The 26,037-nt window shown below is 42.5% G+C and carries 27 protein-coding genes, 1 tRNA gene, 1 rRNA gene and 1 other RNA gene; 1 reads left to right on the top strand and 29 read right to left on the bottom strand.

Annotated elements, in window-relative coordinates:
- Positions 1-3: 3 nt before the first annotated feature.
- From purN to B7720_RS01580, 16 genes are all read right to left on the bottom strand, one after another.
- Positions 4-549, bottom strand: a complete 546-nt coding sequence (gene purN, locus B7720_RS01650) for a phosphoribosylglycinamide formyltransferase (protein WP_084856202.1) — start codon at positions 547-549, stop codon at positions 4-6.
- Complete coding sequence (gene purM, locus B7720_RS01645; RefSeq protein ID WP_001284586.1) at positions 546-1,568, bottom strand: phosphoribosylformylglycinamidine cyclo-ligase; 1,023 nt, start codon at positions 1,566-1,568, stop codon at positions 546-548. The genes purN and purM overlap by 4 nt, the downstream gene beginning before the upstream one ends.
- A 220-nt stretch (positions 1,569-1,788) precedes the next feature.
- A complete protein-coding gene (gene purF, locus B7720_RS01640) occupies positions 1,789-3,231 on the bottom strand; it encodes an amidophosphoribosyltransferase (protein ID WP_042901924.1) in 1,443 nt (480 codons plus the stop codon).
- Between the two features lie 12 nt (positions 3,232-3,243).
- A complete protein-coding gene (locus B7720_RS01635) occupies positions 3,244-6,969 on the bottom strand; it encodes a phosphoribosylformylglycinamidine synthase (RefSeq protein WP_042901923.1) in 3,726 nt (1,241 codons plus the stop codon).
- Between the two features lie 56 nt (positions 6,970-7,025).
- A complete protein-coding gene (purC, locus tag B7720_RS01630; protein ID WP_042901922.1) occupies positions 7,026-7,733 on the bottom strand; it encodes a phosphoribosylaminoimidazolesuccinocarboxamide synthase in 708 nt (235 codons plus the stop codon).
- Between the two features lie 168 nt (positions 7,734-7,901).
- The gene (comB, locus tag B7720_RS01625; RefSeq protein ID WP_084856200.1) at positions 7,902-9,251 is read right to left on the bottom strand and encodes a competence pheromone export protein ComB; all 1,350 of its coding nucleotides are present in this window, start codon (positions 9,249-9,251) and stop codon (positions 7,902-7,904) included.
- Positions 9,252-9,263: 12 nt separating this feature from the next.
- Positions 9,264-11,417, bottom strand: coding sequence for a peptide cleavage/export ABC transporter ComA (gene comA, locus B7720_RS01620; RefSeq protein WP_084856198.1), 2,154 nt, complete (start codon positions 11,415-11,417; stop codon positions 9,264-9,266).
- A gap of 579 nt (positions 11,418-11,996) precedes the next feature.
- Positions 11,997-12,209 (bottom strand): hypothetical protein, encoded by a 213-nt coding sequence (locus tag B7720_RS01610; RefSeq protein ID WP_042901919.1) that lies wholly within the window; start codon positions 12,207-12,209, stop codon positions 11,997-11,999.
- 24 nt (positions 12,210-12,233) lie between these two features.
- Entirely contained in the window at positions 12,234-12,389 is a 156-nt protein-coding gene (locus B7720_RS09700; protein WP_000661692.1) for a hypothetical protein, read from the bottom strand.
- 149 nt (positions 12,390-12,538) lie between these two features.
- On the bottom strand, positions 12,539-12,715 hold the full coding sequence (locus B7720_RS09695) for a hypothetical protein (protein WP_000793177.1): 177 nt from the start codon (positions 12,713-12,715) through the stop codon (positions 12,539-12,541).
- A 12-nt stretch (positions 12,716-12,727) separates the two neighbouring features.
- Positions 12,728-12,877 carry a class IIb bacteriocin, lactobin A/cerein 7B family gene (locus tag B7720_RS01605; RefSeq protein WP_001052546.1) on the bottom strand — a complete coding sequence of 50 codons (150 nt, stop codon included), beginning with the start codon at positions 12,875-12,877 and terminating at the stop codon, positions 12,728-12,730.
- 17 nt (positions 12,878-12,894) lie between these two features.
- The gene (locus B7720_RS01600; protein WP_042901918.1) at positions 12,895-13,038 is read right to left on the bottom strand and encodes a class IIb bacteriocin, lactobin A/cerein 7B family; all 144 of its coding nucleotides are present in this window, start codon (positions 13,036-13,038) and stop codon (positions 12,895-12,897) included.
- A gap of 439 nt (positions 13,039-13,477) precedes the next feature.
- The gene (locus tag B7720_RS01595; RefSeq protein WP_000136435.1) at positions 13,478-13,714 is read right to left on the bottom strand and encodes an acyl carrier protein; all 237 of its coding nucleotides are present in this window, start codon (positions 13,712-13,714) and stop codon (positions 13,478-13,480) included.
- Between the two features lie 5 nt (positions 13,715-13,719).
- Positions 13,720-14,712, bottom strand: a complete 993-nt coding sequence (plsX, locus tag B7720_RS01590) for a phosphate acyltransferase PlsX (protein WP_084856196.1) — start codon at positions 14,710-14,712, stop codon at positions 13,720-13,722.
- Complete coding sequence (recO, locus tag B7720_RS01585; RefSeq protein ID WP_049478102.1) at positions 14,709-15,479, bottom strand: DNA repair protein RecO; 771 nt, start codon at positions 15,477-15,479, stop codon at positions 14,709-14,711. Before recO ends, plsX begins: the two co-directional genes overlap by 4 nt.
- Positions 15,476-16,645, bottom strand: a complete 1,170-nt coding sequence (locus B7720_RS01580) for a pyridoxal phosphate-dependent aminotransferase (RefSeq protein ID WP_042901915.1) — start codon at positions 16,643-16,645, stop codon at positions 15,476-15,478. Before B7720_RS01580 ends, recO begins: the two co-directional genes overlap by 4 nt.
- Before the next feature lie 151 nt (positions 16,646-16,796).
- Between B7720_RS01580 and B7720_RS01575 the strand changes: the two genes are divergently transcribed.
- Positions 16,797-17,807, top strand: coding sequence for a YeiH family protein (locus B7720_RS01575; protein ID WP_042901914.1), 1,011 nt, complete (start codon positions 16,797-16,799; stop codon positions 17,805-17,807).
- Positions 17,808-17,835: 28 nt separating this feature from the next.
- On the opposite strand, the gene B7720_RS01570 is transcribed toward B7720_RS01575, so the two are convergent.
- From B7720_RS01570 to rrf, 13 genes are all read right to left on the bottom strand, one after another.
- Positions 17,836-18,273: a CoA-binding protein gene (locus B7720_RS01570; protein WP_042901913.1), complete on the bottom strand. Its 438-nt coding sequence runs from the start codon at positions 18,271-18,273 to the stop codon at positions 17,836-17,838.
- Between the two features lie 119 nt (positions 18,274-18,392).
- Entirely contained in the window at positions 18,393-19,361 is a 969-nt protein-coding gene (locus B7720_RS01565) for a ribose-phosphate diphosphokinase (RefSeq protein WP_000010178.1), read from the bottom strand.
- Positions 19,362-19,574: 213 nt separating this feature from the next.
- Positions 19,575-20,069, bottom strand: a complete 495-nt coding sequence (locus B7720_RS01560; protein ID WP_009013771.1) for a beta-class carbonic anhydrase — start codon at positions 20,067-20,069, stop codon at positions 19,575-19,577.
- A gap of 72 nt (positions 20,070-20,141) precedes the next feature.
- The gene (gene radA, locus B7720_RS01555; RefSeq protein WP_180830322.1) at positions 20,142-21,506 is read right to left on the bottom strand and encodes a DNA repair protein RadA; all 1,365 of its coding nucleotides are present in this window, start codon (positions 21,504-21,506) and stop codon (positions 20,142-20,144) included.
- Positions 21,507-21,546: 40 nt separating this feature from the next.
- Entirely contained in the window at positions 21,547-22,035 is a 489-nt protein-coding gene (locus B7720_RS01550; RefSeq protein WP_000122091.1) for a hypothetical protein, read from the bottom strand.
- A gap of 16 nt (positions 22,036-22,051) precedes the next feature.
- Positions 22,052-22,591 (bottom strand): histidine phosphatase family protein, encoded by a 540-nt coding sequence (locus tag B7720_RS01545; protein WP_084856195.1) that lies wholly within the window; start codon positions 22,589-22,591, stop codon positions 22,052-22,054.
- A gap of 1 nt (position 22,592) precedes the next feature.
- Positions 22,593-23,036 carry a dUTP diphosphatase gene (locus B7720_RS01540; protein ID WP_000702002.1) on the bottom strand — a complete coding sequence of 148 codons (444 nt, stop codon included), beginning with the start codon at positions 23,034-23,036 and terminating at the stop codon, positions 22,593-22,595.
- 56 nt (positions 23,037-23,092) lie between these two features.
- Positions 23,093-23,190, bottom strand: an RNA gene (ffs, locus tag B7720_RS01535) — signal recognition particle sRNA small type.
- 32 nt (positions 23,191-23,222) lie between these two features.
- Positions 23,223-23,690, bottom strand: coding sequence for a tRNA adenosine(34) deaminase TadA (gene tadA, locus B7720_RS01530; protein WP_000386706.1), 468 nt, complete (start codon positions 23,688-23,690; stop codon positions 23,223-23,225).
- A 200-nt stretch (positions 23,691-23,890) separates the two neighbouring features.
- Complete coding sequence (locus B7720_RS01525) at positions 23,891-25,177, bottom strand: adenylosuccinate synthase (protein WP_061587496.1); 1,287 nt, start codon at positions 25,175-25,177, stop codon at positions 23,891-23,893.
- Positions 25,178-25,418: 241 nt separating this feature from the next.
- Positions 25,419-25,655, bottom strand: coding sequence for a sigma(X)-activator ComW (gene comW / locus B7720_RS09750; RefSeq protein ID WP_000939508.1), 237 nt, complete (start codon positions 25,653-25,655; stop codon positions 25,419-25,421).
- A 208-nt stretch (positions 25,656-25,863) separates the two neighbouring features.
- Positions 25,864-25,937 (bottom strand) — tRNA-Asn (locus B7720_RS01515).
- A 5-nt stretch (positions 25,938-25,942) separates the two neighbouring features.
- Positions 25,943-26,037: ribosomal RNA gene (gene rrf / locus B7720_RS01510) — 5S ribosomal RNA — on the bottom strand; the annotation flags it as partial.

Raw genomic sequence — 26,037 nt, 5'->3', positions numbered from 1 at the left:
CATTTACTTATCCAACAATTCTCTAATAACTTCTGGATACAACTTGTACTCTGCCTCATGAATCCGAGCTTCAAAGCTTTCAATGGTATCATCAGCTAGCCGTGGCACACGCACTTGTTTGATGACCTTGCCTGTGTCCACACCTGAGTCCACCCAGTGAATGGTAACGCCGCTCTCAGCGACACCAGCATCCCAAGCATCCTCAATCCCATGAGCCCCTGGAAATTCTGGCAGGTAGGCTGGATGGATATTGATAATACGCCCCTCATAGGCCTCCAATAAGGTTGGCCCAACTATTTTCATGTAGCCGGCGAGGCAAACCAAGTCAATCTGGTGTTCTTCCAAGAGTTCGACAAGAGCAGCTTCGTAGTCCGCCTTGTTCTCAAACTCCTTGAGTTCAAAAGCATAGGACAGGACGCCGAGCTTTTCTGCACGCTCGAGCACATAGGCGTCACGATGGTCTGAAAAAACAAACTCCACCGGAAATTCTTCGGCAATCACCTGAAAATTTGAGCCATTACCAGAGGCAAAAACCGCTATTTTTTTCATTTGATGATGACACTTTCGTTTTCTTTCTTAACGATGCGACCAATTTCATAGACTGGTTCATCCAGCAATTCTTTGACACGGCCTACATTTTCAGGGCTAACTGCCAACATGAGTCCAACACCCATATTGAAGATTTCAAACATTTCTTCATGCTTGATTTCACCGTATTTTTCAAGAGCCTTGAAAATTGGAAGCACTGGAACCTTGCTTTCTTCAATCTCAGCAGCCAAGTCATCTGCAAACATACGAGGGACATTTTCGATAAAGCCACCACCTGTGATGTGGGCAATACCGTTGACCAACTCTTCCTTGATGAGTGGTAAGACAGCCTTGACATAGATACGAGTTGGCTCAAGAAGGACTTCCTTGAGCTTCTTACCTTCCAATTCTGGCAAGACTTCCTCACCTGTGTAGTCGGCAAAAACACGACGCACGAGTGAGTAACCATTTGAGTGAATCCCACTTGACGCAAGTCCGAGAAGGACATCACCTTCAGCTACTTTTGAACCGTCTATGATTTGAGATTTTTCAGCCACACCTACTGCAAAACCAGCCAAGTCATAATCATCTTCGCCATACATGCCAGGCATTTCAGCCGTTTCTCCACCGATGAGGGCTGCGCCTGCCTGCACACAACCTTCTGCTACACCAGCAACCACTTGTTCTAGTTTAGCTGGTTCATTCTTGCCAGTCGCGACGTAGTCAAGGAAGTAAAGAGGCTCCGCACCTGCAGCGATGATGTCGTTAACACACATAGCCACACAGTCCTGACCAATCGTATCATGCTTATCATACTTGATGGCCAACATGAGCTTGGTCCCGACACCGTCAGTCCCTGAGATCAAGACAGGCTCTTTTACCCCTGTCTTTGAAAGGTCAAACATGCCACCAAAGCCACCAAGAGCTCCCATAACACCCGCACGCTCCGTGCGAGCCACGTGCTTTTTGATCCGCTCAACAACTTCATAACCCGCTTCAACATCTACACCCGACTGGGCGTACGCATTTTTATTTGCCATTTTATTTTTCCTTTTCTTTGAGAAGATTGCGACGTATTTTTAGATAAACAATTATTTTATCTAAAAATACTAGTCAGGGCTCTAGCTTTGGTCCCATAGGGCAAAGCGTCTACTGACAAATGCTTTAGCTTTTAGTCAGTAGCGAGACGTGGAGCATAAGCATTTTTATTTGTCATCTTTGTCTCCTCTTCCTTTCCTTTAATGGGGAGTCTTTATCCGTCTATTTGTAAAAACTGGTCTTTTCATCCAAACTTCTACGATAGTCTTCCTCATAGTCATAAAGAGGTGTTGGATAATCGCCGTCAAAGTAAGCGACACAGAGACCACCATTCGGCGCATCTGTTTCGATGCCGATAGAATCAATCAAGCCATCAATCGAAAGATAGGTCAGGCTATCCGCACCAATGATTTGACGAGTTTCTTCGACCGTATGATTGGCCGCAATCAGCTCCTGACGCGTCTGGATATCAATCCCGTAAAAACATGGATAAGCTAGCGCTGGACTACCAATAGCAACATGAACCTCAGACGCACCTGCTTCTTTCAAAAGCTGAACGATACGGCGAGAGGTCGTCCCACGAACAATGGAATCATCCACCATAACCACACGTTTGCCTTTGACAACACCCGAAACAGCAGACAGTTTCATCCGCACCCCTTGCTCCCGCAATTCTTGAGTCGGTTGGATAAAGGTGCGTTGGGTGTATTGGTTTTTGATCAGACCCATTTCATTTGGCAGACCAGATTCTTCTGCAAATCCCATAGCTGCGCTGAGCGAGGAATTTGGCACACCGACCACAATATCTGCCTCATGCTTAAATTCACGCGCTAATTGGGCCCCCATACGTTTGCGAGCTGTATGGACATTAACACCATGAATATTAGAATCAGGTCGAGCAAAGTAGATATACTCCATAGAGCAAATCGCCAGCTGGGTATCATTCGTATAGCTATCGTACTGAATCCCATTGTCATCCACAATCACAATTTCCCCTGGTTTTACATCACGAATCCACTCAGCACCGATGACTTCAAAAGCACAGGTTTCTGACGAAACCACCACCGCTCCGTTGGCCATTTTCCCAATAGAAAGTGGACGGAAACCATTAGGATCAAGCGCAGCAATCAACTTGTCCTCAAACAGCAGGATATAAGCAAAGCCACCTTTTACAAGGCTGAGCGCCTCTTTGATTTTGCCCATCAAGTTGGGATTGTGACTCCGACGAATGAGGTGAGCCAAGATTTCTGAGTCCGAAGTTGAACTGAAAATAGCTCCTCTTTGTTCCAATTCTTGCTTGAGCGATCCTGCATTGGTCAAGTTTCCGTTGTGAGCAAGTCCAAACTGCATATCATGAAAGCGAAAGAGGAAGGGCTGGATGTTATCCACAGAAGCTTCGCCAGCAGTCGCATAACGCACATGCCCAATCGCGCTCGTTCCAGTTAGTTTATCCAAATTAGCTGGATTTCTGAACACTTCTGATAAAAGCCCCATATCACGATGACGCTTCAATTTCCCCTGATCATTGGAGAGGATTCCTGCCCCCTCCTGACCACGGTGCTGAAGACTATGGAGACCAAAATAGGTCAATTTAGCAGCATCTGGATGTCCCCAGATACCGAAAACACCACATTCTTCATTAAGAGATTTTACTTCGTATGTCATTTTTTATACCTTTTATTTCCCTGTGAAATAACGCACAGCCGACGCAAACAGGTGCTGGTCTTTATTTCCTGGGATGTTTTGGAAGAGACCGTCTTCATAACGTTCTGAGTGTCCCATTTTACCGATGATTTGACCATTCTTGCTGGTAATTCCTTCGATGGCATTTACAGAACCATTCGGATTGTACTTAGAATCCATACTTGGTTTGCCGTCAAAGTCAACGTATTGGCTAAAGATTTGACCATTGGCACGGAGCTCTGCAAATTCCTCAGCCGTCACGACAAATTTCCCTTCACCGTGCGATACTGGAATGGCATGGATATCGCCCACTTGTACTCCAGCTAACCATGGTGAGTTGGTATTGGCAATTCGAGTTTCCACCATCTTAGCCACGTGCTGGTTGGCATCATTGTAGAAGAGGGTTGGGCTAGTACTGTTAGCATCCTCGAAGTTCCCGTATGGAAGAAGACCTGATTTGACCAAGGCCTGGAACCCATTACAGATACCGATAATCAAGCCACCACGAGCGATAAAGCTATCAATAGCTACACGCACTTTTTCATTGAGTAGGATGTTGACGATAAACTTAGCTGATCCATCCGGCTCATCCGCAGCTGAGAAACCACCCGCGAAGAAAAGGATATTAGCCTTGCCGATATTGTCAACCATAGTTTCAACTGACTTGACAATAGCCTCTTCATTCAAGGTCACGAATGGCACCAAGTTAACCTCTGCACCTTCTTTTTCAAAGGCCTTGGCTGAGTCATATTCTGAGTTGGTTCCTGGGAATACTGGGATGTAAACCACCGGTTTTTCAATAGTTTCCTTGGCTTTGATGACTGCGTCAGAAGCGACAGCTGGCACTTCTTCCAATTCTTTAGCTTGGGCAAATTCAGTGGGGTAAACTTCTTCCAGTTTCCCTTGGAAGGCACTGTCAAGTTTCTGTCCATCTAACTTCACACCGTTGACAACGAGTGTAAAGTCTGCGCTTGTTTGACCGATTTTCTTCACTCCAGCGATTTCTTCAGGAGATGTGAAGACAAATCCGCCTAATTGAGCTGTCAAGGCTATTTCAAGTTCAGGCAAGGTCACCTCTGCACCAATATGGTTCCCAAAGGTAGCAAGTGCCAAGCTTTCAAGGACACCTCCGTATTTAACAGCTGATGCAGATGTTACTTTGTGTCCAGCTTGGATGGTTTCAAATTGAGCAAAATTAGACTTGATAAAATCAAAATCAATCTCTTGTGCCAAGGATTGACCTGGGATGTAGTAGATGTTTTCACCGGCAGTCTTGAACTCAGGAGAAAGCACCTTACGGCTATCTGCTGTTGTCACCCCAAAGGCAACCAAGGTTGGCGGTACAGTCAATTCTTCAAAGGTACCAGACATGGAGTCCTTACCACCGATAGATGGCAAGCCAAGCTGGATTTGTGCTTCGATAGATCCTAGAAGAGCCGCTACTGGCTGACCAAAACGCTCTGCTTGTTTGTCCATCCGCTCAAAATACTCTTGGTAAGAGAAGCGAGCCTTAGACCAGTTTGCACCAGCAGCAACCAAACGAGCGGTTGCTTCGATAATCGCATAGGCAGCACCGTGGTATGGAGACCATTCTGCCACATAAGGGTTGAAACCTTGCGCCATGACAGACGCAGTATTGGTCACCCCGTGCTGAACTGGCAATTTCTGGACAGATGCCTCAGTTGGTGTGAGTTGGTAGCGACCACCAAGTGGGTGATTGACCGTTGAACGACCGACCGAGCAGTCAAAGATGGTCTGCAAGCCTTTTTGACTTGCATGGTTCAAATCAGACAGAACCGCAAGGGTATCTGCTTCAAGTGTGTTAGTACTTGTTGTGCGTTCTTCTGGGAGTTTGACATCCTTGTCCACAACCTTGGCATCAACGACTACGCGCACACCGTTTGTATCAAGGAAACGGCGTTCCAAGTCGACAATCGTTTCACCATTCCAGTGCATGACAAGATTTGGTTTTTCAGTCACTGTTGCCACAACAACCGCGTCAATATTTTCTTTATTACATTCCGCAACGAAGTCATCCACATCTTCAGGACGAACCACGACCGCCATCCGTTCTTGTGATTCAGAGATGGCAATTTCTGTACCATTCAAGCCTTGGTATTTAAGAGGAACCTTGTTGAGGTCGATTTCAAGACCATCTGCCAATTCACCGATAGCCACACAGACACCACCTGCTCCAAAGTCATTGGACTTCTTGATGAGACGAGTGACATCTCCATTACGGAAAAGACGTTGAATCTTGCGCTCTTCGATGGCATTCCCTTTTTGAACCTCAGCACCAGCAGTCTCTACAGACTCAACTGTTTGAACCTTAGAAGACCCTGTCGCACCACCGACACCATCACGTCCAGTCTTACCACCGAGCAATATAATCACGTCACCTGCTTCCGGTTTTTCACGGACTACATTTCCCTTAGGAGCAGCACCGACAACTGCACCAAGCTCCATGCGTTTGGCTACAAAGCCTGGGTGGAAGTATTCACGAACGTAAGTCGTCGCCAGACCAATTTGGTTACCATACGAAGAATAACCATGAGCCGCTGTCTTCGAAATGACTTGTTGTGGCAATTTACCAGCGCGAGTTTCCGAAATCGGAGCTGTAATATCACCAGCACCTGAGATACGCATAGCTTGGTAAACATAAGAACGGCCTGACAATGGGTCACGAATGGCGCCACCGATACAAGTAGCCGCTCCACCAAATGGTTCAATTTCCGTTGGGTGGTTGTGGGTTTCGTTTTTAAACATGAGGAGCCAAGGTTCCTTGACACCATCAACGTCCACTTCGATTTCAACCGAGCAGGCATTGATTTCGTCAGACACTTCCATATCGTCCAAACGACCATTAGCACGCTCATAACGACCAAAAATAGTCGCCATATCCATCAAGGTTTGTGGCTTTTCAGACCGACCTAGTTCCTCACGCATGGCAATATACTTGTCATAAGTCGCTTGCAATTGCTTTTGGAATTTAGAAGCTGAGAAGTCAATGTTTTTCAACTCAGTCTCGAATGTTGTATGACGGCAGTGGTCAGACCAATAAGTGTCCAAAACCTTGAGCTCTGTTTCTGTCGGCACGCGCCCGATTGACTTGAAATAGTCTTGGATAAAGAGCAAATCATCCACTTCCATTGCCATCCCTTGCTCGGCCTTGTAGCGAGCAAAGTCTTCTGCCGTATAACTTTCAAAGAAAGTCAATTTAGGAATGGTCTTGTCCGACTCTGAAAATTCCTGCTTGGCAATCCCTGTCGTGATGTCCTTGAAACGAGAATCAACTGGATTGAGCAGATAGTTTTTGACCGCTTCCAACTCAGTCGCATCAATATCTTTATTAATCAAGTAAAGTTGAGCTGTGTTGACTGTCACGTCACTCGAACTTCCCAGCAAAAGCAAGGCTTCCTGTGCCGAAGCTGCACGCTGGTCAAACTGCCCTGGCAAACTTTCAATGGCAAAGAAAGCATAGTTGGCAAGATCCGCTTGCACGGCCGCTTCGTCCAAGACATGATCCGTCACCTGCTCAGAGAAGATGTGCTTTTCTGCAGGTGCAAACAAGTCCTCTGCCAAGTCAAAGACATCATAAACTTGCACAATGCGAATACTTTTCAAAGTTGACAGTCCCAAGTTGTGCTGGAGCTCCCTTACCAAACTCTCTGACTTGACCTGAAAATCAGCCTTTTTCTCAACAAAAATACGTTTATCCATCAATTCTTATTCCTTTATTTCAGCTCTTGCAATGTTCCCAAACGACCTTGAAGGTGTTATTTTAAACCTTGCAACTTTTCCCAGACAATCTCGTAAACGTCCGTCAATTCACCCAAGCCACGGCGGAAAACATCCTTGTCCATGTGGTTGCCATCTGCATCCCACAAACGGCAGTTATCTGGTGAAAACTCGTCTGCCAAGATAATCTTGCCATCCTTATCAAAACCGAACTCTAGCTTAAAATCAATCAACTTGAGGCCAATCTCAGCAAACCAATCCTTCAAGAGCTCATTGATACGACGGGTTTCTTCCTTCAAGTAAGCAATCTGCTGGTCATCCGCAATTTTAAGGAATTTCACATGCTCGTCATTGATAAAGGGATCATCCAAATCATCATTTTTATAGTAAAATTCGACAATTGGAGTCTCAAATGCAATACCTTCTTCTACGCCAAAACGTTTTGAAAAGGAACCAGCCGTGTAGTTACGGAGCACAACTTCCAAAGGAATAATCTCAACCTTTTTATTGAGCTGTTCCGTATCCGAAAGCTTCTCCACAAAATGAGTCGCTACACCAGCCGCATTTAATTTCTCAAAAATAAAAGATGAAATCCGATTATTCAAGACTCCCTTGCCCGCAATCTGCTCCTTCTTGACACCGTTGAAGGCAGTTGCCTGGTCCTTGTAAGTTGAAATAATGAGATTTTCATCCTCAGTTGTATAGATATCCTTGGCTTTTCCCGAATAGATCAGTTGTTTTGACATTTTAAAGTTCGCCTTTCGTTTTACTTGAGCACATTCTACCACAAAAGCATGAAAAATTCAAGGTTTTTACGAATAAATAACGTTTTTCTGTTTTAAGCGTAAAGAAAAACTGCAAGATGAACTCTTCTTACAGTTTTAAAACCATTTATCCTCTGAAAAACACGAATATTACCCTTTATTTAGAAATTGATCCCAAAAATAACGGAGATAGCTTTTCTTCCCTGTGATCATCTGCAGGCGGCCTTCTAAACCATAACGAAGTGTTGCAGCCTGCTCCGAAGTTAAATTAGTCTCCGCCTCAATTTTAAAGAAATTTCCTTGTTCAGTTTTTGTAGCTGTCGCATCAATACTTGTAATCGTGGAATCCAGGAAAATTTGATTCTTCGCATCATTAGTCGTAGTATAACGGACAGAGTCCCCAATCTTGACTCTAGCAACATCTTTTGAACTGAGATAGGCTGTGAGTTTGGTTTTTCCTTCTTTTTCCAAGGATGGATAGAGTTGGGCTAGCAGGGTTCCTTCTGCGACCATGGTAGAATCACTGGTTTCAGGATTAAGGTGAAGCACCCCATCCTCACTTGCTGTAATCTTTCCCTTATCGAGGAGACCTCCCTGGACTTTCTTACCCGACTCTGCTTCTAAAATTTTCTGATCCAAAAGAGTTAATTCCTGACCGACTTTGACTAAGTGCTGAGACTTGAGCGATTCCAGTTGACTATCCAGTCCCGTTGCGTGGGCCTGCTGAGCCCCAGAACCCGCATATTGTACACGATACGTAGCTAGACTGGACTCTAGCTGGGCAATTTGAGCATCCACTTGCGCAATAACTTGCGATTTAGCTTGCGGATCTTCTTCACCTTGATTTTTATAGGTCTGGTAAAAAGAGTAGGCTGGATTCTGACTATCCAGTTGATCTCCCTTTTCAATCGCTGACTTAGCTGTTTTGTAGTCTCGGATTTTATCCTCTGTTTGACTGATAAGATTGCCAATCTCGGCCTGGCTCTGACTTGCTGCCTCATTTTGAGAAGAGATGCTGGCATTTTGTTGAGAAACATTACTCCTAAGACTACTAGCTTGGCTGAGATAATCTCGAAACATCTCCTGGTAACCAAACTTATCCGCCTCTGGGAATTGATCACTCCCCTCTTTCAAACTGGATTGCAAATATCCCAACTGCTTTTTTTGATCCTTTAACATCTCCAATTGACTGGCGTATGCTTCGACCTGGACAGCCTCCGCCCCTTGCTGGTACTGAACGAGTAGTTCCCCCTGCTTGACCAACTTGTTTTCTTCCAGATAGTTCCCCACAATGCGTTGATTACTAGTCGACTGGATGTTGGCAATAATCCGACTAGGTTCGACAGTCGCTCTGGTAGACAAACTAATCTCTTTCTCTGCAAAAACTGCAAATCCTAGTAAAAACACGAACAGAAGTGACATAGGTAAAATCACCCGACTGGAAAAATTATGGTAACGACGATTATAAAACTCCGCACTTTCTAAAAATTCTGGTTTCATCCTCTCCTCTTTCTAGCTATTCACCAAATGGGCGTAAAAACCACCCTGTGCAAGCAAATCAACATGCTTTCCTTCTTCGACAATCTTGCCCTGATCCAAGACAACAACCTTCTCTGTCCGCTCAGCAATGGTCAAGCGGTGAGCAATGAAAATCAAGGTCTTGTCTAAAGCCATGAGATTATCGACAATTCGCTTCTCTGTCAAAATATCCAAACTGCTGGTCGCCTCATCCAAAATCAAGACAGGCGCATCTGTCAAGAGAGCACGCGCCAGAGCGATTCTCTGACGTTGACCACCTGAAATCCCTGCCCCATCCGAAGTCAATTCTGTCTGGTAATTCAGGGGCATGCGCTCAATATCCTCCCGAATCTCTGCCAACTCCACCGCCCGTAAGATATCCTCCTGAGTCGTCCCCTCCTTGGCTCCCAAAAGAAGATTGTCCAAAATCGTTCCGTTAAAGACATAGGGCTGTTGAGGCAAATAGTTGATATACTGGCGCAAGGCCTTTTTATCAATCTGATTGAGATTGACACCACCCAGACTAATCTCTCCCTGACTTGGATCGTAAAAATTAACCATCATCTTGGCTAAGGTGGTCTTACCTGACCCCGAAATCCCCACAAAAGCCACCTTAGAGCCTTGGGGAATGGTCAAATTGATATCCGACAAGACGTCACGACCATAGCCATACTTGTAGTGAACCTGTTTAAAGGTCATATCCCCTTTCATCATGCTCAAATCTTCTACCGTTTTCTTCTCCTCAAACTCCGAAGCTACTAGATAAACCTCATTTAAGCGATTATTGGCAACCTGCGCTGTCTGAAGTTTGGTTTGTAGGTTAATGATATTTTCCAAAGGATTGGTAAAGTAAACGAGCAAAGTATTATAGGTAATCAGCTGGCCCAAACTCATTTTCCCATCCATGACAAGAATAGCTCCCAGCCAGAGAACGGCAATATTGAGCAGGAGCTGGGCAACTTTTTTCAGAGCCTTTTGCTGGCTTTCTGCCCGACTATAGGTAAAGGATTTTTTCAGATAAGCCACAAATTCCTTGTCAATCTTTTGATAGCGCGAACTTTCACTGGTCAAAGATTTAATGGTCTCAATGCCGTTGATATCCTCGATGATAGAAGAAGACAGAACCGCATTAGCTTCCATGGTATCCCGATTCATCTTTTCAAAAGGCTTCATAAAGGCAAAGATAATCACTGTATAGATAGGAAGCGCAAGTAGACTAATGAAAAAGAGCGTCATATTTTGTGAAAACAGGACAAGCGAGATAATCAAAATCGTCGACACATCTAGGAAAATCGACAGAATGGTCGACGCCAACGCATCGATGATACTATTGGCATCTGTAAAACGAGACACGATTTCCCCTGTCCTGCGTGTCGCAAAAAAGGACATCGGCAGGTGAAAAACATGCTTGATGTAGGACAAAATCACATCGATGGACAACCGTTGACCCAGAACAAGTAAGAGGTATTCCTGCGCATAGGACAAAATCTGCTGGAGAATATAGACGATGACTAGTCCCATTGAGATAATACCCAGCGTCGAGCGCATCTGGTCTGGCACGTAACTATCAATGATGGACTGAAGATAGTAGGAGCCCACGATATTGATCAAGGTTACCAAGAGTGTTGCTAGGACGATATTGGTAATTAAGCCACGCTGTTTGAATAAAATCGGCAAGAAGGATAGGAGACCCTGTTTCTTCTCCTTATGAGATTTATAGCCCGGAGATGGCGCCATAAAAATACTGACCCCTGTCCACTCTTGCGCAAAACGCTCACGGGAAATCTTGGTCAGCTTGACACCAGGATCCGGATCAGCGATATGAATGTGCTTTTTATCCTGACCTATCACCACATAGTAGTGGAGCAACTTTCCTTCCTTGAGCACATGAGCCACAAAAGGAAAGGTCAAATCTGGCAGATCAAAGAGCGTCATATCCGCCTTGATAGCCCGCGTCTCAAACCCAATCTCCTCTGCCACCTTTACAAGCCCCAAAGCCGTCGTCCCATCCATGGTCGTCTTGGCTAACTCTCTTAGATAAGCCAAGGAGTAATAACTACCATAGTAACCAAAGACCATAGCCAAGGAAGCCACGCCACAATCCATCTGATCCACTTGGGGACGATAGTGCCTTTTCCCAAATTTCATATCCATCTCCTTTTTTCTAACAATCTCTTTAAAAATTTGTAAGATTATTTTAACCAAATAAGGATAAAAACAGGAAAATATTCCTAAATAAACTATTTTTGCACCTGAAACGCACTTTAAAAAGCATAAACTATCATTTAAATGTAAAAAAGCAGAACAAAAGTTCTGCCTGTTTAAAGTAACCGTTAAAAAATGAATGCCTAGAAATAAACTATTCTGAAATGATATTTCTATAAAGTAAGATAAATGTCATCAAGAATGATGAAATCTTAGGTATATCAAAATATTCAAACCACGTAGGTAGATTTATTTTGTTTATATTAGCCACGATTCTAATAAGTAATTAAGCCATCGAGCTAAATAATACAGTGGTCTTTGGCCAAGCTTTTTTGTAGTAATTGAACGACTTTCATCTCCAACTCCAATCTGATGTTCCATCAATTCCCAATCTTACTATCTGTTGTTTTGTACTTATATCCTCTATAAAACAAACTAAGCAGAATCGGATAGATCTCTGGATAAAACAAGGTGGAAAAACTCCGCCATTTACATGCACAAAATCCTTTCCATTCAAATTCATCATTTATAGTTTTGATTATTTTTCTTCAAATCCTTACAAAAAATACCAAAATAGCCTGCAGCAATCAAACCTATTAAACTCCATTGCCAATCAAAAGATACTAGCGAACCCGTACGAATTAGATGAAGCGTAAGATTAAGACCTATTCCTAACAAAGGAAGTATAGTGGCTAGCTTAGGTAACAATGTATTGAGATTTAGGTTACGACTCATAGTTAATTTCCTTCTATATTTAGATTAACGTCTACTTCCTAGATAACGCCCATACATATAAGCAGCTACTCCTAATACACCCCAAGCTATTGCTGTGGAAGTAGTGACAATGAAGCCTCCTTCAGTAAGAGCCAAATCTTCTTCTGTCATGATATCAAATTTTTTATCCATTTCTTTCATTTTTCTCTCTCCTTTTTAAATAATACTGGCTAATCCAATAGCTACTCCAACCAAAATCCCTACTATTCCTAAATTAGTTCTTATTTCATTGATAATAACTAAAAGATGACTATTCAATAGCAGTTGCCATACACTAAAAATAGTTCTCTTTAAACCTTGTCTTTAGCTAAATCCAAGTAACTCATCATCAAAATAAGGATCGGAACAACTAATTCTGTTTGGAAATATTTTTCAACATTAAAGGTGATTACATTTAAATCTCCCAATATGCAAAGCACTCCAAAAATAATTAGAACTGCTCCCATTACATTTTTTAGATTTTTCATACAAGTCTACTTTTATCCAAATTTACGTTTTAAATCTTGACCAATTAATCGACCACCAAGGAAAATTGCTACTCCTCCAGCAATCATGGCTATGGTAATTAAGCCACCTTCTGTATTCATCAATTCTTCTTCTGTCAATTCTGTCCATTTATTTAAATTCATTTTTTCTCTCCTTATTATTACATAAAATAGCCCCAAGCAATACCACCAATTAGTAAGACACCTCCTACAACTACAGCGGTAACCGAGCCCCCATCCACATCCATCAACTCTTCTTCTGTAAGAGCTACAAAGTTCTGTTCCATTTTGTCAAAGTTTGTCATCTTTCTTCTCCTCTATATTTTTCTATATATCTAATCTTTAACCTCTAAGCCACTTAAATAGCCAGATTGGGTAAATTACTGAAATCATTTTCTTCTCTCCTTTCTTTTCTTCTCACTTATCTATTCGAGAAGTAATTTAAAATGAACAGGTAAATTTCATTTATTTTAAATACCATTTGATCAACCATGGCAATAAGATTGGTAAATACATCGCGTAATCTCCTTCCCTTTTTCCTTACCTATCCATTCGCAAAACAATTCAAAAATAAGCAACTTATTCATTTTTATTTTAAAAACCACTTAATGAACCACGGATAAAAACCAGTCACATACATAAATGTTCCTCCTTTTTCTTTCTCATCTCTTTATTCGCAATTTCTACTAAAAGTTTCTCTTTTTCTGCAAATAAAAAACAACATGACTTGCATGTTGCTTTTGGCTATTTTTTATCTTTAATAATCGCTACTACATCCGCTACACTTTGAAGTTGATCGATTTCCTCATCAGTGATTTCGATACCAAATTCATCTTCTAGTGTCAAGACAAACTCCATCAAATCCACTGAGTCCGCATCTAGATCGTCTTTCAAACTCAAAGCCTCTGTTACGGCAAAGTCTTCTCCCTGTCGCTCTTGGATAATGGTTACAATACGGTCAAAAATTTCTTTTTCTGTCATCTTTTTTATTCTCCTGAAAATTCACGCGCAGTTTGAGCAACTACGTCTGTTTCTAGCATGGTACGAATCTGACGAATCGTACTGTACACAGCCTTGGCATCACTTGAGCCATGAGTTTTTACAACTGGCGCCTTGACACCAAACAAAACTGCCCCTCCAACATCTGAATAGTTGAGCTGTGTCTTCAACCCCTTAAGACTATCCTTGAGAAGTAGAGCACCTAGCTTCGCTCGAAGGCCACCACCCGTAATAGCATTTTTAAGTAAGCCCATGATTCCCAAAGCTGTACCTTCGATGGATTTGAGAACAGCGTTTCCCGTGAAACCATCTGTTACGACAACATCCGCAACGCCATTCATCAGATCACGCGCTTCCACGTTTCCGACAAAGTTCAAACTTTCATCAGCTACTAACAAGTCGTATGTTTCCTTACGAAGCGGATCTCCCTTGCTGCTTTCTGTTCCATTGTTGAGCAAACCAACACGTGGTTTTGCAATCCCACGAACATTCTTTGCATAGAAGGAACCTAGGACAGCGTATTGGTGAAGATGATGGGCTGTATTTTCTGCATTGGCCCCAAGGTCTAGCATGTCAAACCCTTTTCCATCGATGGTCGGCAAGGTCGACATGAGTCCTGGACGATCGATATTTTTGATACGACCCACGATAAAGAATCCTGCAGCCAACAAGGCACCTGTGTTACCAGCAGAGAGGACAGCGTCTGCTTCTCCCTCTTTAACAGCCTTAGCTGCTAATACCATGCTGGCATTTTTCTTCTTACGGATAGCTTTCGTCGGCTCATCGTCTGAGTTGATTTTCTCATCCGTATGGATAATGCTGACACGCTCTGTCGCTGTTAGATATTGCTTGATCTTACTTTTATCTCCATAGAGTTGAACCTCAATATCTGAAAAGTCAGTAAGGGCTTGGTTGACACCCTCAACGATGGCTTGAGGTGCATAATCGCCCCCCATAGCATCTACTGCGATTTTTTTCATTTGTCTTCCTCTTTTAGTAATTGTCCCCAGTCTGCTAGGGAATCAATAAATTTCTTCGATTTTAGGTGAATCCCAACGTACTCTTCGTAGAGTTGATCCATAAATTGGCGTAACTCTTGCTTGATTTCGGCCTTAAGCGAAATGGTCTCCAAGGTTTCAAAATCAATGGCTTGAAATTGATTGAGCAGATAAGGGATATTGGGATTTAGATGACAACGTCTCTCATCCTCATGATAATGCTCTGGGCAGAGGCAGGCTCCATATTTGAAAGAAAAGTCAAAGGCCTGACCGACCCGATGGCAAAAGACACACTCATTAAAATTAAGGCTGATTCCAAATCGAGTCAAGATTTGAATTTCAAAAATATTGGTTAAGACCTGATAATCTATCCCTGCTTCCATCAACTCCAGAGTCTTCCTCAAGAAAGCAAACAAGGGAGCATCCTGCTGATTATCCTGCAAACTAGCATCTGCAAGAGCTGCCACATAGGTAGCATAGGCCATGACAAAGAGATCACTATTAATCTTTGGAAAGGTCATCACCTCATGGTAGTCCTCGATGTAGCTAAGCCCATCATCATTGATGCGCAAGAGAAATCGTGCCAACACCAAAGGCTGAATAACAGGAGCTAGTTTGGACTGGCCAGCGTGTTTGACGAAAAACATACGCTTGCCCGCCTGCTCGGTAAAAATTTTGACTAGCTTGTCATCCTCACGAAAGTTACGATTGTAGAGTACGAGACCTTGACTCGTGATAGACTGAATCATGCTTCTCTCATGTACTCCTCAAGTCGTTTCATGGCCTCTCTGATCGTTTCCATGCTGGCTGCATAGGACAGACGCACATAGCCTTCTCCGTAACGTCCAAAGGCGGCACCAGGGATAAAGGCAACGGCCTTCTTATAGGCAAAATCCTTCAGAAAAGCAAAGGAGTCTTGATTGTAGCCCGCTGGAATCTTAGCAAAGATATAGAAGGCCCCATCTGGTTTGATAATCTCAAAACCAAGAGCAGTCATCTTTTCGATGATATAATCTCGACGCTGGATGTATTCCTTTTTCATAGGCTCTGCGTCGTTTTTACCAGCGGTCAAAGCCTCCACCGCAGCATGCTGAGCCATCGTATTTGCAGCAGTAACCAAATACTGGTGACTCTTGATTAACTGAGCTGTGAAAGCCGCAGGAGCAAAGATAAAGCCTAAACGCCAACCAGTCATAGCATGCGATTTAGACAAGCCATTGATAATAATAGCCTGGTCTCTCAGCATAGTTCCCAGAGATACATGGGCTTCGCCTGTATAGGTTAATTCTGAGTAAACCTCATCACAGACAACAAAAATCTCATACTTGCGTAAAACGTCTGCCAAGGCTTCCAACTGCTCCCGACTATAGGTAATACCTGTCGGATTGGCTGGATAGTTGAGAATAACTGCTTTGAGCTTGTCCCCTTGCTCCAAAATGGCCTTTTCCAACATCTCAGGAGTCAAGACAAAACCATTTTCAGTTGTATCAATCTCGACAATCTCTGCCCCAACTAGATTGACAATCGGCTCATATCCTGGGTAGGCAGGAGCTGGCAAGAGCACCTTGTCCCCCTCTTCCAAAATAGCCGTCAAAGTAGCAGATAAAGCCTCTGTCGCCCCAATTGTAACCAAAATTTCATTTTCAGGATTATAATCTAGCTGGTATTTTTCTTTTACAAAGTCGCTAGCAGCCTGGCGCAAGGTCAGTAAACCGCTCATCCCTGTATAGTAGGATTGGTTCTGGTCAATGGCTCGCTTGGCTGCCTCCTTGATATGATCTGGCGTTGTAAAATCAGGTTCCCCCAAGGTCAAACGCAAGACCCCAGGAATCTCTGAAATTGCCTGGTCAAACTGGCGAATCAAGGAAACTTGAATCTTGTCTAACTGTTTATTAAAGCGTTTGGTTAAGTCCATAGATATCCCCCTTGCTTACAGAACATAGTACTATTATACTACAAAAGCTCCCTGACCGCAAAATCCATCTGAAACCCGCATTTTTCACTTTCTGTTTTACTTTTCTTCTCGACAGGACTATAATAATAAGTGCTTATTTTCGGAGGTTTATATGTCATTTTTATCAAAAAATGGAGCAGGAATCTTGGCCTGCCTTCTCATTTCTATCGTATCTTGGTGCCTGGGAGGATTTTTCCCCGTCGTGGGTGCACCTGTCTTTGCAATTTTTGCTGGAATGCTCCTCCACCCCTGGCTCTCACCTTACAAACAACTAGACGCAGGTTTGACCTTTAGTTCCAAGAAATTACTCCAGTATGCCGTTATCTTACTCGGTTTTGGTCTCAATATCTCGCAAGTCTTCGCAGTTGGACAAACTTCACTCCCTGTCATCCTTTCCACCATTTCGATTTCCTTAATCGTTGCCTACCTCTTCCAACGTTTCTTTGCGCTAGACACAAAACTAGCTACCTTGATTGGAGTGGGTTCTTCTATCTGTGGTGGCTCTGCCATTGCTGCGACAGCGCCCGTCATCCATGCCAAGGAAAAAGAAGTTGCCCAAGCCATTTCCGTTATCTTTTTCTTCAATGTCTTGGCTGCGCTCATCTTTCCAACGCTAGGAACCTGGCTTCACCTATCCAATGAAGGTTTTGCCCTCTTTGCAGGAACTGCAGTCAACGATACTTCTTCTGTAACGGCCACAGCCAGCGCATGGGACAGTCTTTATCAGACCAATACCCTTGAGTCTGCAACCATTGTTAAACTCACACGCACCCTTGCCATTATTCCTATCACGCTCTTTCTCTCCTACTGGCAAAGCCGCCAACAAAAAAATAGCCAGGGTTTCCAACTAAAAAAAGTCTTCCCACTTTTTATCCTTTACTTTATCCTAGCCTCTCTCTTAACGACTTTTCTCACCTCTCTCGGTGTGTCTAGTAGCTTCTTCACCCCTCTCAAACAACTCTCCAAATTCCTCATTATCATGGCTATGAGTGCCATCGGTCTCAAAACAAATCTAGTAGCCATGGTCAAATCCAGCGGTAAATCCATTCTTCTTGGAGCCCTTTGCTGGATTGCCATCATCCTCACCAGTCTTGGCATGCAGGCATTGATTGGTATTTTCTAACACAAAAAGGTAGCCCATGGCTACCTTTTTATTGCTCAAGAATTAAGCGAGTATGTTCTCTCTTAATACAACGATTCATCACGATGTCATCGCATCCTCCAGCACGCAAGATTTCTTCCGCTTCTAGGCTTTCAAGTCCCAGTTGTGCCCAAAAAATCTTGGCATCAGCCTTGAGAAAATCACGCGCCACATCTGGTAAAAACTCGCTCCGTCGGTATACATTGACAATATCAACAGGAAAAGGAATCTCAGCTAGGCTTGCATAGGCCTTTTCTCCCAAGATTTCGCCACCTGAAGCCTTGGGATTGACTGGAATGATTTTATAGCCCCGAGCCTGCATTTCCTTAGTCACTCGATTGCTAGTTGTTTCTTCACGATCGGACAAGCCTACTACCGCTAACGTTTTACTGGTTGCAAGATACTGACGTACCACACCATCACTTGGATTGATAAATTCTTGGCTCATAGAAATCCTCCTTTTCCATCAGTATAGCATATTTTGAAAAGGCTTGCAGATTTTGACTACAAAAAATCTCCTAGCAAGAGAAAAGTCTGCTAGGAGAACGATCTATTTCAAGTGAAAGTTTAGATTTTTTTCTCGATACTAAATAATGGAGAAAGAGGACGTTTTTCGTGGATACGTACAATGGCATCTCCTAAGAGATGAGCAATCGAAATTTGTTCAATCTTATCAATCAAACGCTCTTCTGGTAGGTAGATAGTATCCAAAACAACCAATTTTTTAATGGCTGATTTTTGGATATTATCCATAGCAGGACCAGAAAGTACTGGGTGCGTACAGCTTGCGTAAACTTCAACAGCACCTGCTTCAGCAAGAGCATCCGCTGCATGACAAATGGTTCCAGCTGTATCGATCATATCGTCAATCAAGATACAAGTCTTACCTTCTACCTTACCAATGATGTTCATCACTTCACTGGTATTCATCTTGTCTACACTACGGCGTTTGTCAATAATCGCAATCGGAGTTTTCAAAAACTCTGCCAATTTACGAGCACGAGTCACTCCACCATGGTCTGGGCTGACAACCACGTAGTCAGAGCCGACCATGCCACGACGTTCAAAATAGTCCGCAATCAATGGAGCACCCATCAAGTGATCTACAGGAATATCAAAGAATCCCTGAATCTGTGCAGCGTGCAAATCAATCGTCAACAAACGATCTACCCCAGCAACTTCTAGCATGTTTGCAACGAGTTTTGCTGTGATTGGCTCACGCGCGCGCGCTTTTCTATCCTGACGTGCATAGCCATAGTAGGGCATAACAACATTGACAGATTCTGCACTAGCACGCTTCAATGCATCCACCATAATTAAAATTTCAAGTAAATTATCATTTACAGGTGAACTCGTTGATTGTAGGATAAAGACGTGTTTTCCACGGATTGATTCTTCAATGTTGACCTGAATCTCCCCATCTGAAAATTGGCGAACAGTCGATTTCCCCAACTCTATCCCAATTTCTTGCGCCACACGCTCTGCCAATTCTCTATTAGAAGAAAGGGCAAACAGCTTTAAATCAGAAAAAGACATGATTTCCTCCGGTATTTATGTATCACTTGTTTTTACACAACATTTTCCATCTACCATTGTAGCGCTTTTTCCTTTATTTTTCAATCAAAAATAAAACAAGAGTAAACATTTATACCCTTGTTTTTTGCTATTTTATATTAGCTATATTAAAACTAAAAATTCTACATTTTAACAATCGATTTTATGCTAGGATGAGATTTTTTCGAGACAAAGTTAGTATACTTCTCTCATACTTCCTGTATCCACATCATAGACAGCACCTGAAATAACCACATCATCAGGAATCAGTGGAGATTCTCGAAGCAATTGCATATCCTCTCTCACGCTCTCTTCCACATCCTGAAATGGTAAAAAGTCTTGACCAGACACATCAACTCCGAGCTCGTGTTTCAAATGTTCATGAAAACTTTCATTTTGAAAGGTTTGAGCTCCACAGTCTGTATGGTGAAGCACCACGATTTCTCTTGTCCCCATTTGTTGCTGGGAAATCACCAGTGAACGAATCATGTCCTCAGTTACTCGACCACCCGCATTCCGCAAGATATGAGCATCCCCAAGGGCCAAACCTAGAGCTTGCGCAACGTGTAGACGTGAGTCCATACAGGTCACGATAGCTACTCTGGTTTTGGGTTTAAGTGGCAGATTTAACTGCCCATGTAGGGCAACATAAGCCTGATTGGCTTGCATAAACTGTTCAAAATACGACACGATTCCCTCCTCAAAAATTTGATAATCAAATATTTCTCCTATCTTATCATTTTTAAGAGGATTTGTCACGGATTATGCAAAGACCTTTTTCAAAACTTCCTGAATAGTCGTCACACCAATGACTTCAATTTCCTTGGGTGGAGTGATTCCTGTCAAGGAATTCTTGGGTACATAAATCTTGGTAAAGCCCAATTTTTCCGCTTCATTGATGCGTTGTTCGATGCGATTCACGCGCCGAATTTCTCCGGTCAAGCCCAGTTCACCCACAAAACATTCCTGAGGATTGGTAGGCTTGTCCTTGTAACTAGAGGCAATAGCCACTGCAACAGCCAAGTCAATGGCAGGCTCATCCAATTTTACACCACCAGCAGATTTGAGATAGGCATCCTGGTTTTGCAAGAGAAGCCCTGCTCGTTTTTCCAAAACAGCCATAATCAGACTTGCACGATTGAAATCAAGTCCAGTCGTCGTACGTTTAGCATTTCCAAACATGGTTGGTGTTACCAAAGCCTGAACCTCCGCCAAAATCGGACGGGTCCCTTCCATGGTCACAACGATTGACGAGCCAGTAGCCCCATCCAAACGCTCCTCTAGGAAAACTTGACTCGGATTGAGCACCTCAACCAATCCACCCGACTGCATCTCAAAGATGCCAATCTCATTAGTGGAACCAAAACGGTTTTTGACTGCTCTCAAGATACGAAAGGTATGGTGACGTTCCCCTTCAAAGTAAAGCACTGTATCTACCATATGCTCCAACATACGCGGACCCGCCAAGGTCCCTTCCTTGGTCACATGCCCTACGATAAAGATGGCAATGTTATTGGTCTTAGCCAGCTGCATAAGCTCAGCGGTCACCTCACGCACCTGAGACACAGACCCCTGCACCCCTGAAATCTCAGGAGACATAATCGTCTGGATAGAGTCGATGATGAGAAAATCTGGTTGGATGCGCTCCACCTCAGATCGAACACTCTGCATATTGGTCTCTGCATAGAGATAAAACTCACTATCAATATCACCCAAGCGCTCTGCCCGTAACTTAATCTGCTGGGCAGACTCCTCCCCACTGACATAGAGAACCGTACCCACTTGAGACAGCTGCGTTGAAACTTGTAGGAGAAGGGTTGATTTCCCGATTCCTGGATCCCCACCGATAAGGACGAGACTCCCTGGTACCACTCCGCCTCCAAGCACACGGTTGAATTCCTCCATCTCCGTCTTGGTTCGATTGACATTGATGGAAGTCACCTCAGCCAGTTTCATAGGCTTGGTTTTTTCACCTGTCAAGGACACTCGTGCATTCTTAACCTCGGCAACCTCAACCTCTTCTACAAAAGAAGACCAAGCTCCACAGTTTGGACAGCGCCCTAGATATTTTGGGGAATTATACCCACAATTTTGACATACAAATGTCGCTTTTTTCTTTGCGATAATTCTAATCCTCTCATTTTAAAATTTCTTGTTTTTCACGCTATCAACTATCTTTCTTTAAAACAGTCAATCCGCCATCATCTGCATAAGCATAATACTCTCCATCCGGACTAAAACCAAAAATATACGGTAAATAACCTTTATAAATTTGTACCCTAGTTTCTTTATCCTTTTCCCAAAAAATGGTTAAAATCGGATACTTCCCAGATTGATCTTTTTCCATTGTCACTCGGATATCTTCCCCATTGTCCAAAGGGAGACTTCCACCATATTGTCCCGCAATAGAAATGGGAGAATCACAGCCCTCATACATGGCTACTAATTCCGTCTCATCATAATCCCCATCTACAGGAGTTACCTGATCATTTTCACAGTCAATTATTGACATATATTCTGAAGAAATACAAAGAATTTTATAATAGGCTTCCGGAAGAAAAGCTAAGTAAAGAAATCCTCCAATACTGATATTATAGACTTTCTTATACCCTTGACAATTCTCAGCGGTAAAAGCTTGAAAATCTCTATAGCTCATTTCATTTTACTTCTTTCTATATCTCTATCTCACACTCGATCACTTGGCAAAAATCAATCTTCTCGTCTGGTACAAATTGGCGCATGAGCATTCCGTGAGTTACAATGATAATAGTTTTATAATTTTTATATTTTTCCAAAGCTTTTAAAAAACGATGACGCATCTCTAGATCTGTTTCATAGCGATAAGGAGAATCTTCAGATAAACCTCCTTGATGTTTTAGATAATATTCATGAGCTACCAATACACTAGTTAAATCAGAGTTAGTGCCATCTAAGTCCGGACGCCACTCATGAAAAAACGGCTCCACAAATAAGTCCAATCCTGTTTCAACTGCTATATAATGGGCTGTTTCTAAAGCCCTCGTCACAGACGATGAAATAATAATCTCTGCCTTTCCAAAACATGTAGTTTTAGCAACTTCTTTTGCCAGACTGCGACCTTTTCCTGTCAATGGTGCTAAATCACGACCAAAACCACTATATAGTTGCGGATTTTCAAGTTTATCAAGCATACTATAATCTGGCTCCCCATGGCGTACAAAGATAATCTTCATTCTAGTGCCCTGTTGATCCAAATCCACCAGTTCGCACACCATCAGCCGCATCTCCATCTGCAATTAAGAAAGGCGCAAAGACAGCCTGAACCACTCGTTCCCCAACTTCAAGAACAACCTCTTGATCTGTAATATTCTTCATCTGAGCAAAAATATGCCCTTCATTCCCAGGATTTCCATAATAATCCCCATCAATGACCCCAACTGAATTAATTAAAACCAAGCCCTTCTTACGAGGATTTGAAGAGCGATCATAGAGGTAGAGAACCTCAGTCGGCTGCATATAAGCCTTAACCCCTGTCGGAACCAAGACAATCTCTCCTGGAGCAATAACCGTACGCACAGCAACCTTTAAGTCGTAACCAGCCGCATGCGCTGTCTCACGCTTGGGTAATAAATTTTCATCTGTAAAAGTAGAAACCAATTCAAAACCACGAATTTTCATAATTTTCTCTTTTCTATTATCATTTATTCTAGATTATTCTATCTTATTTATTCGGAAAAAGCACGAAAAAAAGAGCACACAATTCAAATCGCTTAGGGCTGCTGGATTCCTCCCCTGACCCGCTTCACGCAGAACTGTTGCTCCACTATTTATTATATCACATTCCTATTCATTTTAAAAGAAAAATTATTTTTTCCGTCTATTTCTAAAAAAGTCTTGCATAATAGTTGCGCATTCATCTTCCAAAATTCCCGTTTCAACCTCTACACGATGGTTGAGACGCTCATCTGTCAAGATATCATACAAACTCCCAGCGGCGCCAAATTTCTGGTTTTTAGCCCCATAGACCACGTTTGGAATACGGGCGAGTCCAATCGCCCCACTACACATGACACAAGGCTCAATGGTCACAAAAAGCGTGCAATCCAGCAAGCGCCAGCTCTCCTCACTCAGGTTCGCATTCTCTATGGCCATGATTTCCGCATGCATGACCGCCCGTTGCAACTCCTCGCGCGCATTATGCCCCCTACCAATGATTTCTCCATCCTTGACAATCACACAACCAATTGGAATTTCATCGTGTTCTAAGGCAATCTCAGCTTCTCTCAAAGCCTCCCTCATAAAGACTTCTTTTTCTTCAAGCGTATAATCCATCTCTTTTCCCTTTTCCTACTTGTCGATTTTATTATTATATCATGATTCTCAACACAAAAAAAGCCACCGAATGCGGTGACTTAATAGGGAGATTATTATGAAAAAGAAAAGTTTAGGATATTTGTTACAACAAGTTAGGAGGTCTTCTTGTAACTGTCTATAGTATACCCAACCTGTCTTAAACTAATCTTAAAAATCTCCTATGACCAAACACTTTCTAAAATATTAGTTTGTTCACGACCAGGTCCTACTGAGAAAGTTGAGATACGAACACCAACCAACTCGCTTACACGACGAACATAGTTACGTGCATTCTCAGGAAGGTCTTCCAAATTACGGACTCCAGTGATGTCTTCTGACCAACCTGGCAATTCCTCGTAGATTGGCTTGCAGCGTTTCAACTGCTCAAGACTAGCAGGATAGTAATCAATACGTTGACCATCAAGATCATAGGCCACACAGATTTTTACCGTATCCAAACCGCTCAAAACATCGATAGAATTCAATGAAAGATTGGTAATCCCAGATACACGACGGCTGTGACGCATCACAACTGAGTCAAACCAACCTACACGACGTGGACGGCCAGTTGTTGTACCGTATTCATGACCTACTTCACGGATGCGATCTCCCACTTCATCAAACAATTCAGTTGGGAAAGGTCCGTCTCCTACACGACTTGTGTAGGCTTTACATACACCTACAACCTTGTCAATCTTACTTGGACCAACACCAGACCCAATTGTCACACCACCAGCGACAGGGTTTGAAGAAGTAACAAATGGATAAGTCCCTTGGTCAATATCCAACATGACACCTTGCGCCCCTTCAAACAGCACACGTTTGCCATTATCAAGCGCATCGTTCAAGATAACAGACGTATCTGTCACATACTGCTTAATTTGTTGGCCATACTCATAGTACTCGTCAAAAATGTCATCAACTGAAATAGGGGTGCTATCATATAATTTTTCAAACAGACGATTCTTTTCCGCAAGATTGCGTTCCAAACGCTCACGGAAAATATCCTTATCCAAAAGATCCGCAATACGAATTCCAACACGAGCAGCCTTGTCCATATATGCTGGACCAATTCCCTTTATTGTAGTACCAATCTTATTATCGCCCTTAGCCTCTTCTTGCAAGCGATCCAACTCAATATGGTAAGGCAAAATAACATGCGCACGATCAGAAATACGCAAGTTATCAGTTGTCACACCTTCCTCATGAAGATAGCTCAACTCTTTCACAAGGGATTTTGGATTCACGACCATCCCATTCCCAATAACAGAGATTTTTTCAGGAAAGAAAATTCCAGATGGAATCAAGTGCAACTTAAATTTCTTACCATCAATCACAATCGTGTGACCAGCATTATCACCACCTTGATAACGAGCAATTACCTCTGCATTAGCTGAAAGAAAATCTGTAATTTTCCCTTTACCTTCATCACCCCATTGGGTACCTACAACAACAACTGAAGTCATAATAAAATTCGTCTGAGCTACTAGGAGCTCGTCCTTTCTCATATACATGGCAGGAATTTCACCCGCAATTATATCTTACAATTTATTATAAGAAAAAATCGCCTTTTTATCAAGAAGAAACAGTAGAAAAGATTTGGAAATTCTTTCATTTCTAAATACAAAAGCCTTTGATTATAAGCTAATTCTATATTTTTTAAAATATAACTATAACTATCGTTCGTAATTATGATATAGATGCTTCCTATTGGATGAGAGTTGTACCACCTTGCAGTAATTTATCTAGATATAGACGATAAGCTGTTCTAAAGTGATATAGAGAAAAGTCCCTATCACTTTTAATTTTAAATCGGATTAAGTAATATAGTAAAAACCGAAGATGAAGTGATTCCCACTCTGCACAACTCTGGCCTAAAGAGGCATATTCTTGTTCAACTAGTTTCAAAAAGACAAATGCTCGGTCATAAAATTTCTGAAGCATATAAAAATTCCCTTTCTTATTAGTAACACTAGTCTAACAAAAAAAGGAACTAAAAAAGCTTCAAATCCTATAAAAGAAGAATTTAAAGCTAAACTAACTAAAAATAAAATAAAGAGGCAATTATAGATTTAAAAATTAAAATTTGAAATTTCAACAGTCCACTATATTAATAAATAAAAAAACGCTCAATTGAACGTTTCGATCTATACTCCGCCAGTAGGACTCGAACCTACGACATCATGATTAACAGTCATGCGCTACTACCAACTGAGCTATGGCGGATAAAAGCTAAGCGACTTCCATATCTCACAGGGGGCAACCCCCAACTACTTCCGGCGTTCTAGGGCTTAACTACTGTGTTCGGCATGGGTACAGGTGTATC

Source organism: Streptococcus oralis subsp. oralis (genome assembly GCF_002096455.1).
In the GTDB taxonomy this organism is placed as follows: Bacteria; Bacillota; Bacilli; order Lactobacillales; family Streptococcaceae; genus Streptococcus; species Streptococcus oralis_CY.
The sequence above is the reverse complement of the archived record's forward strand: the minus strand, read 5'-3'. Positions and strand labels throughout refer to the sequence as shown.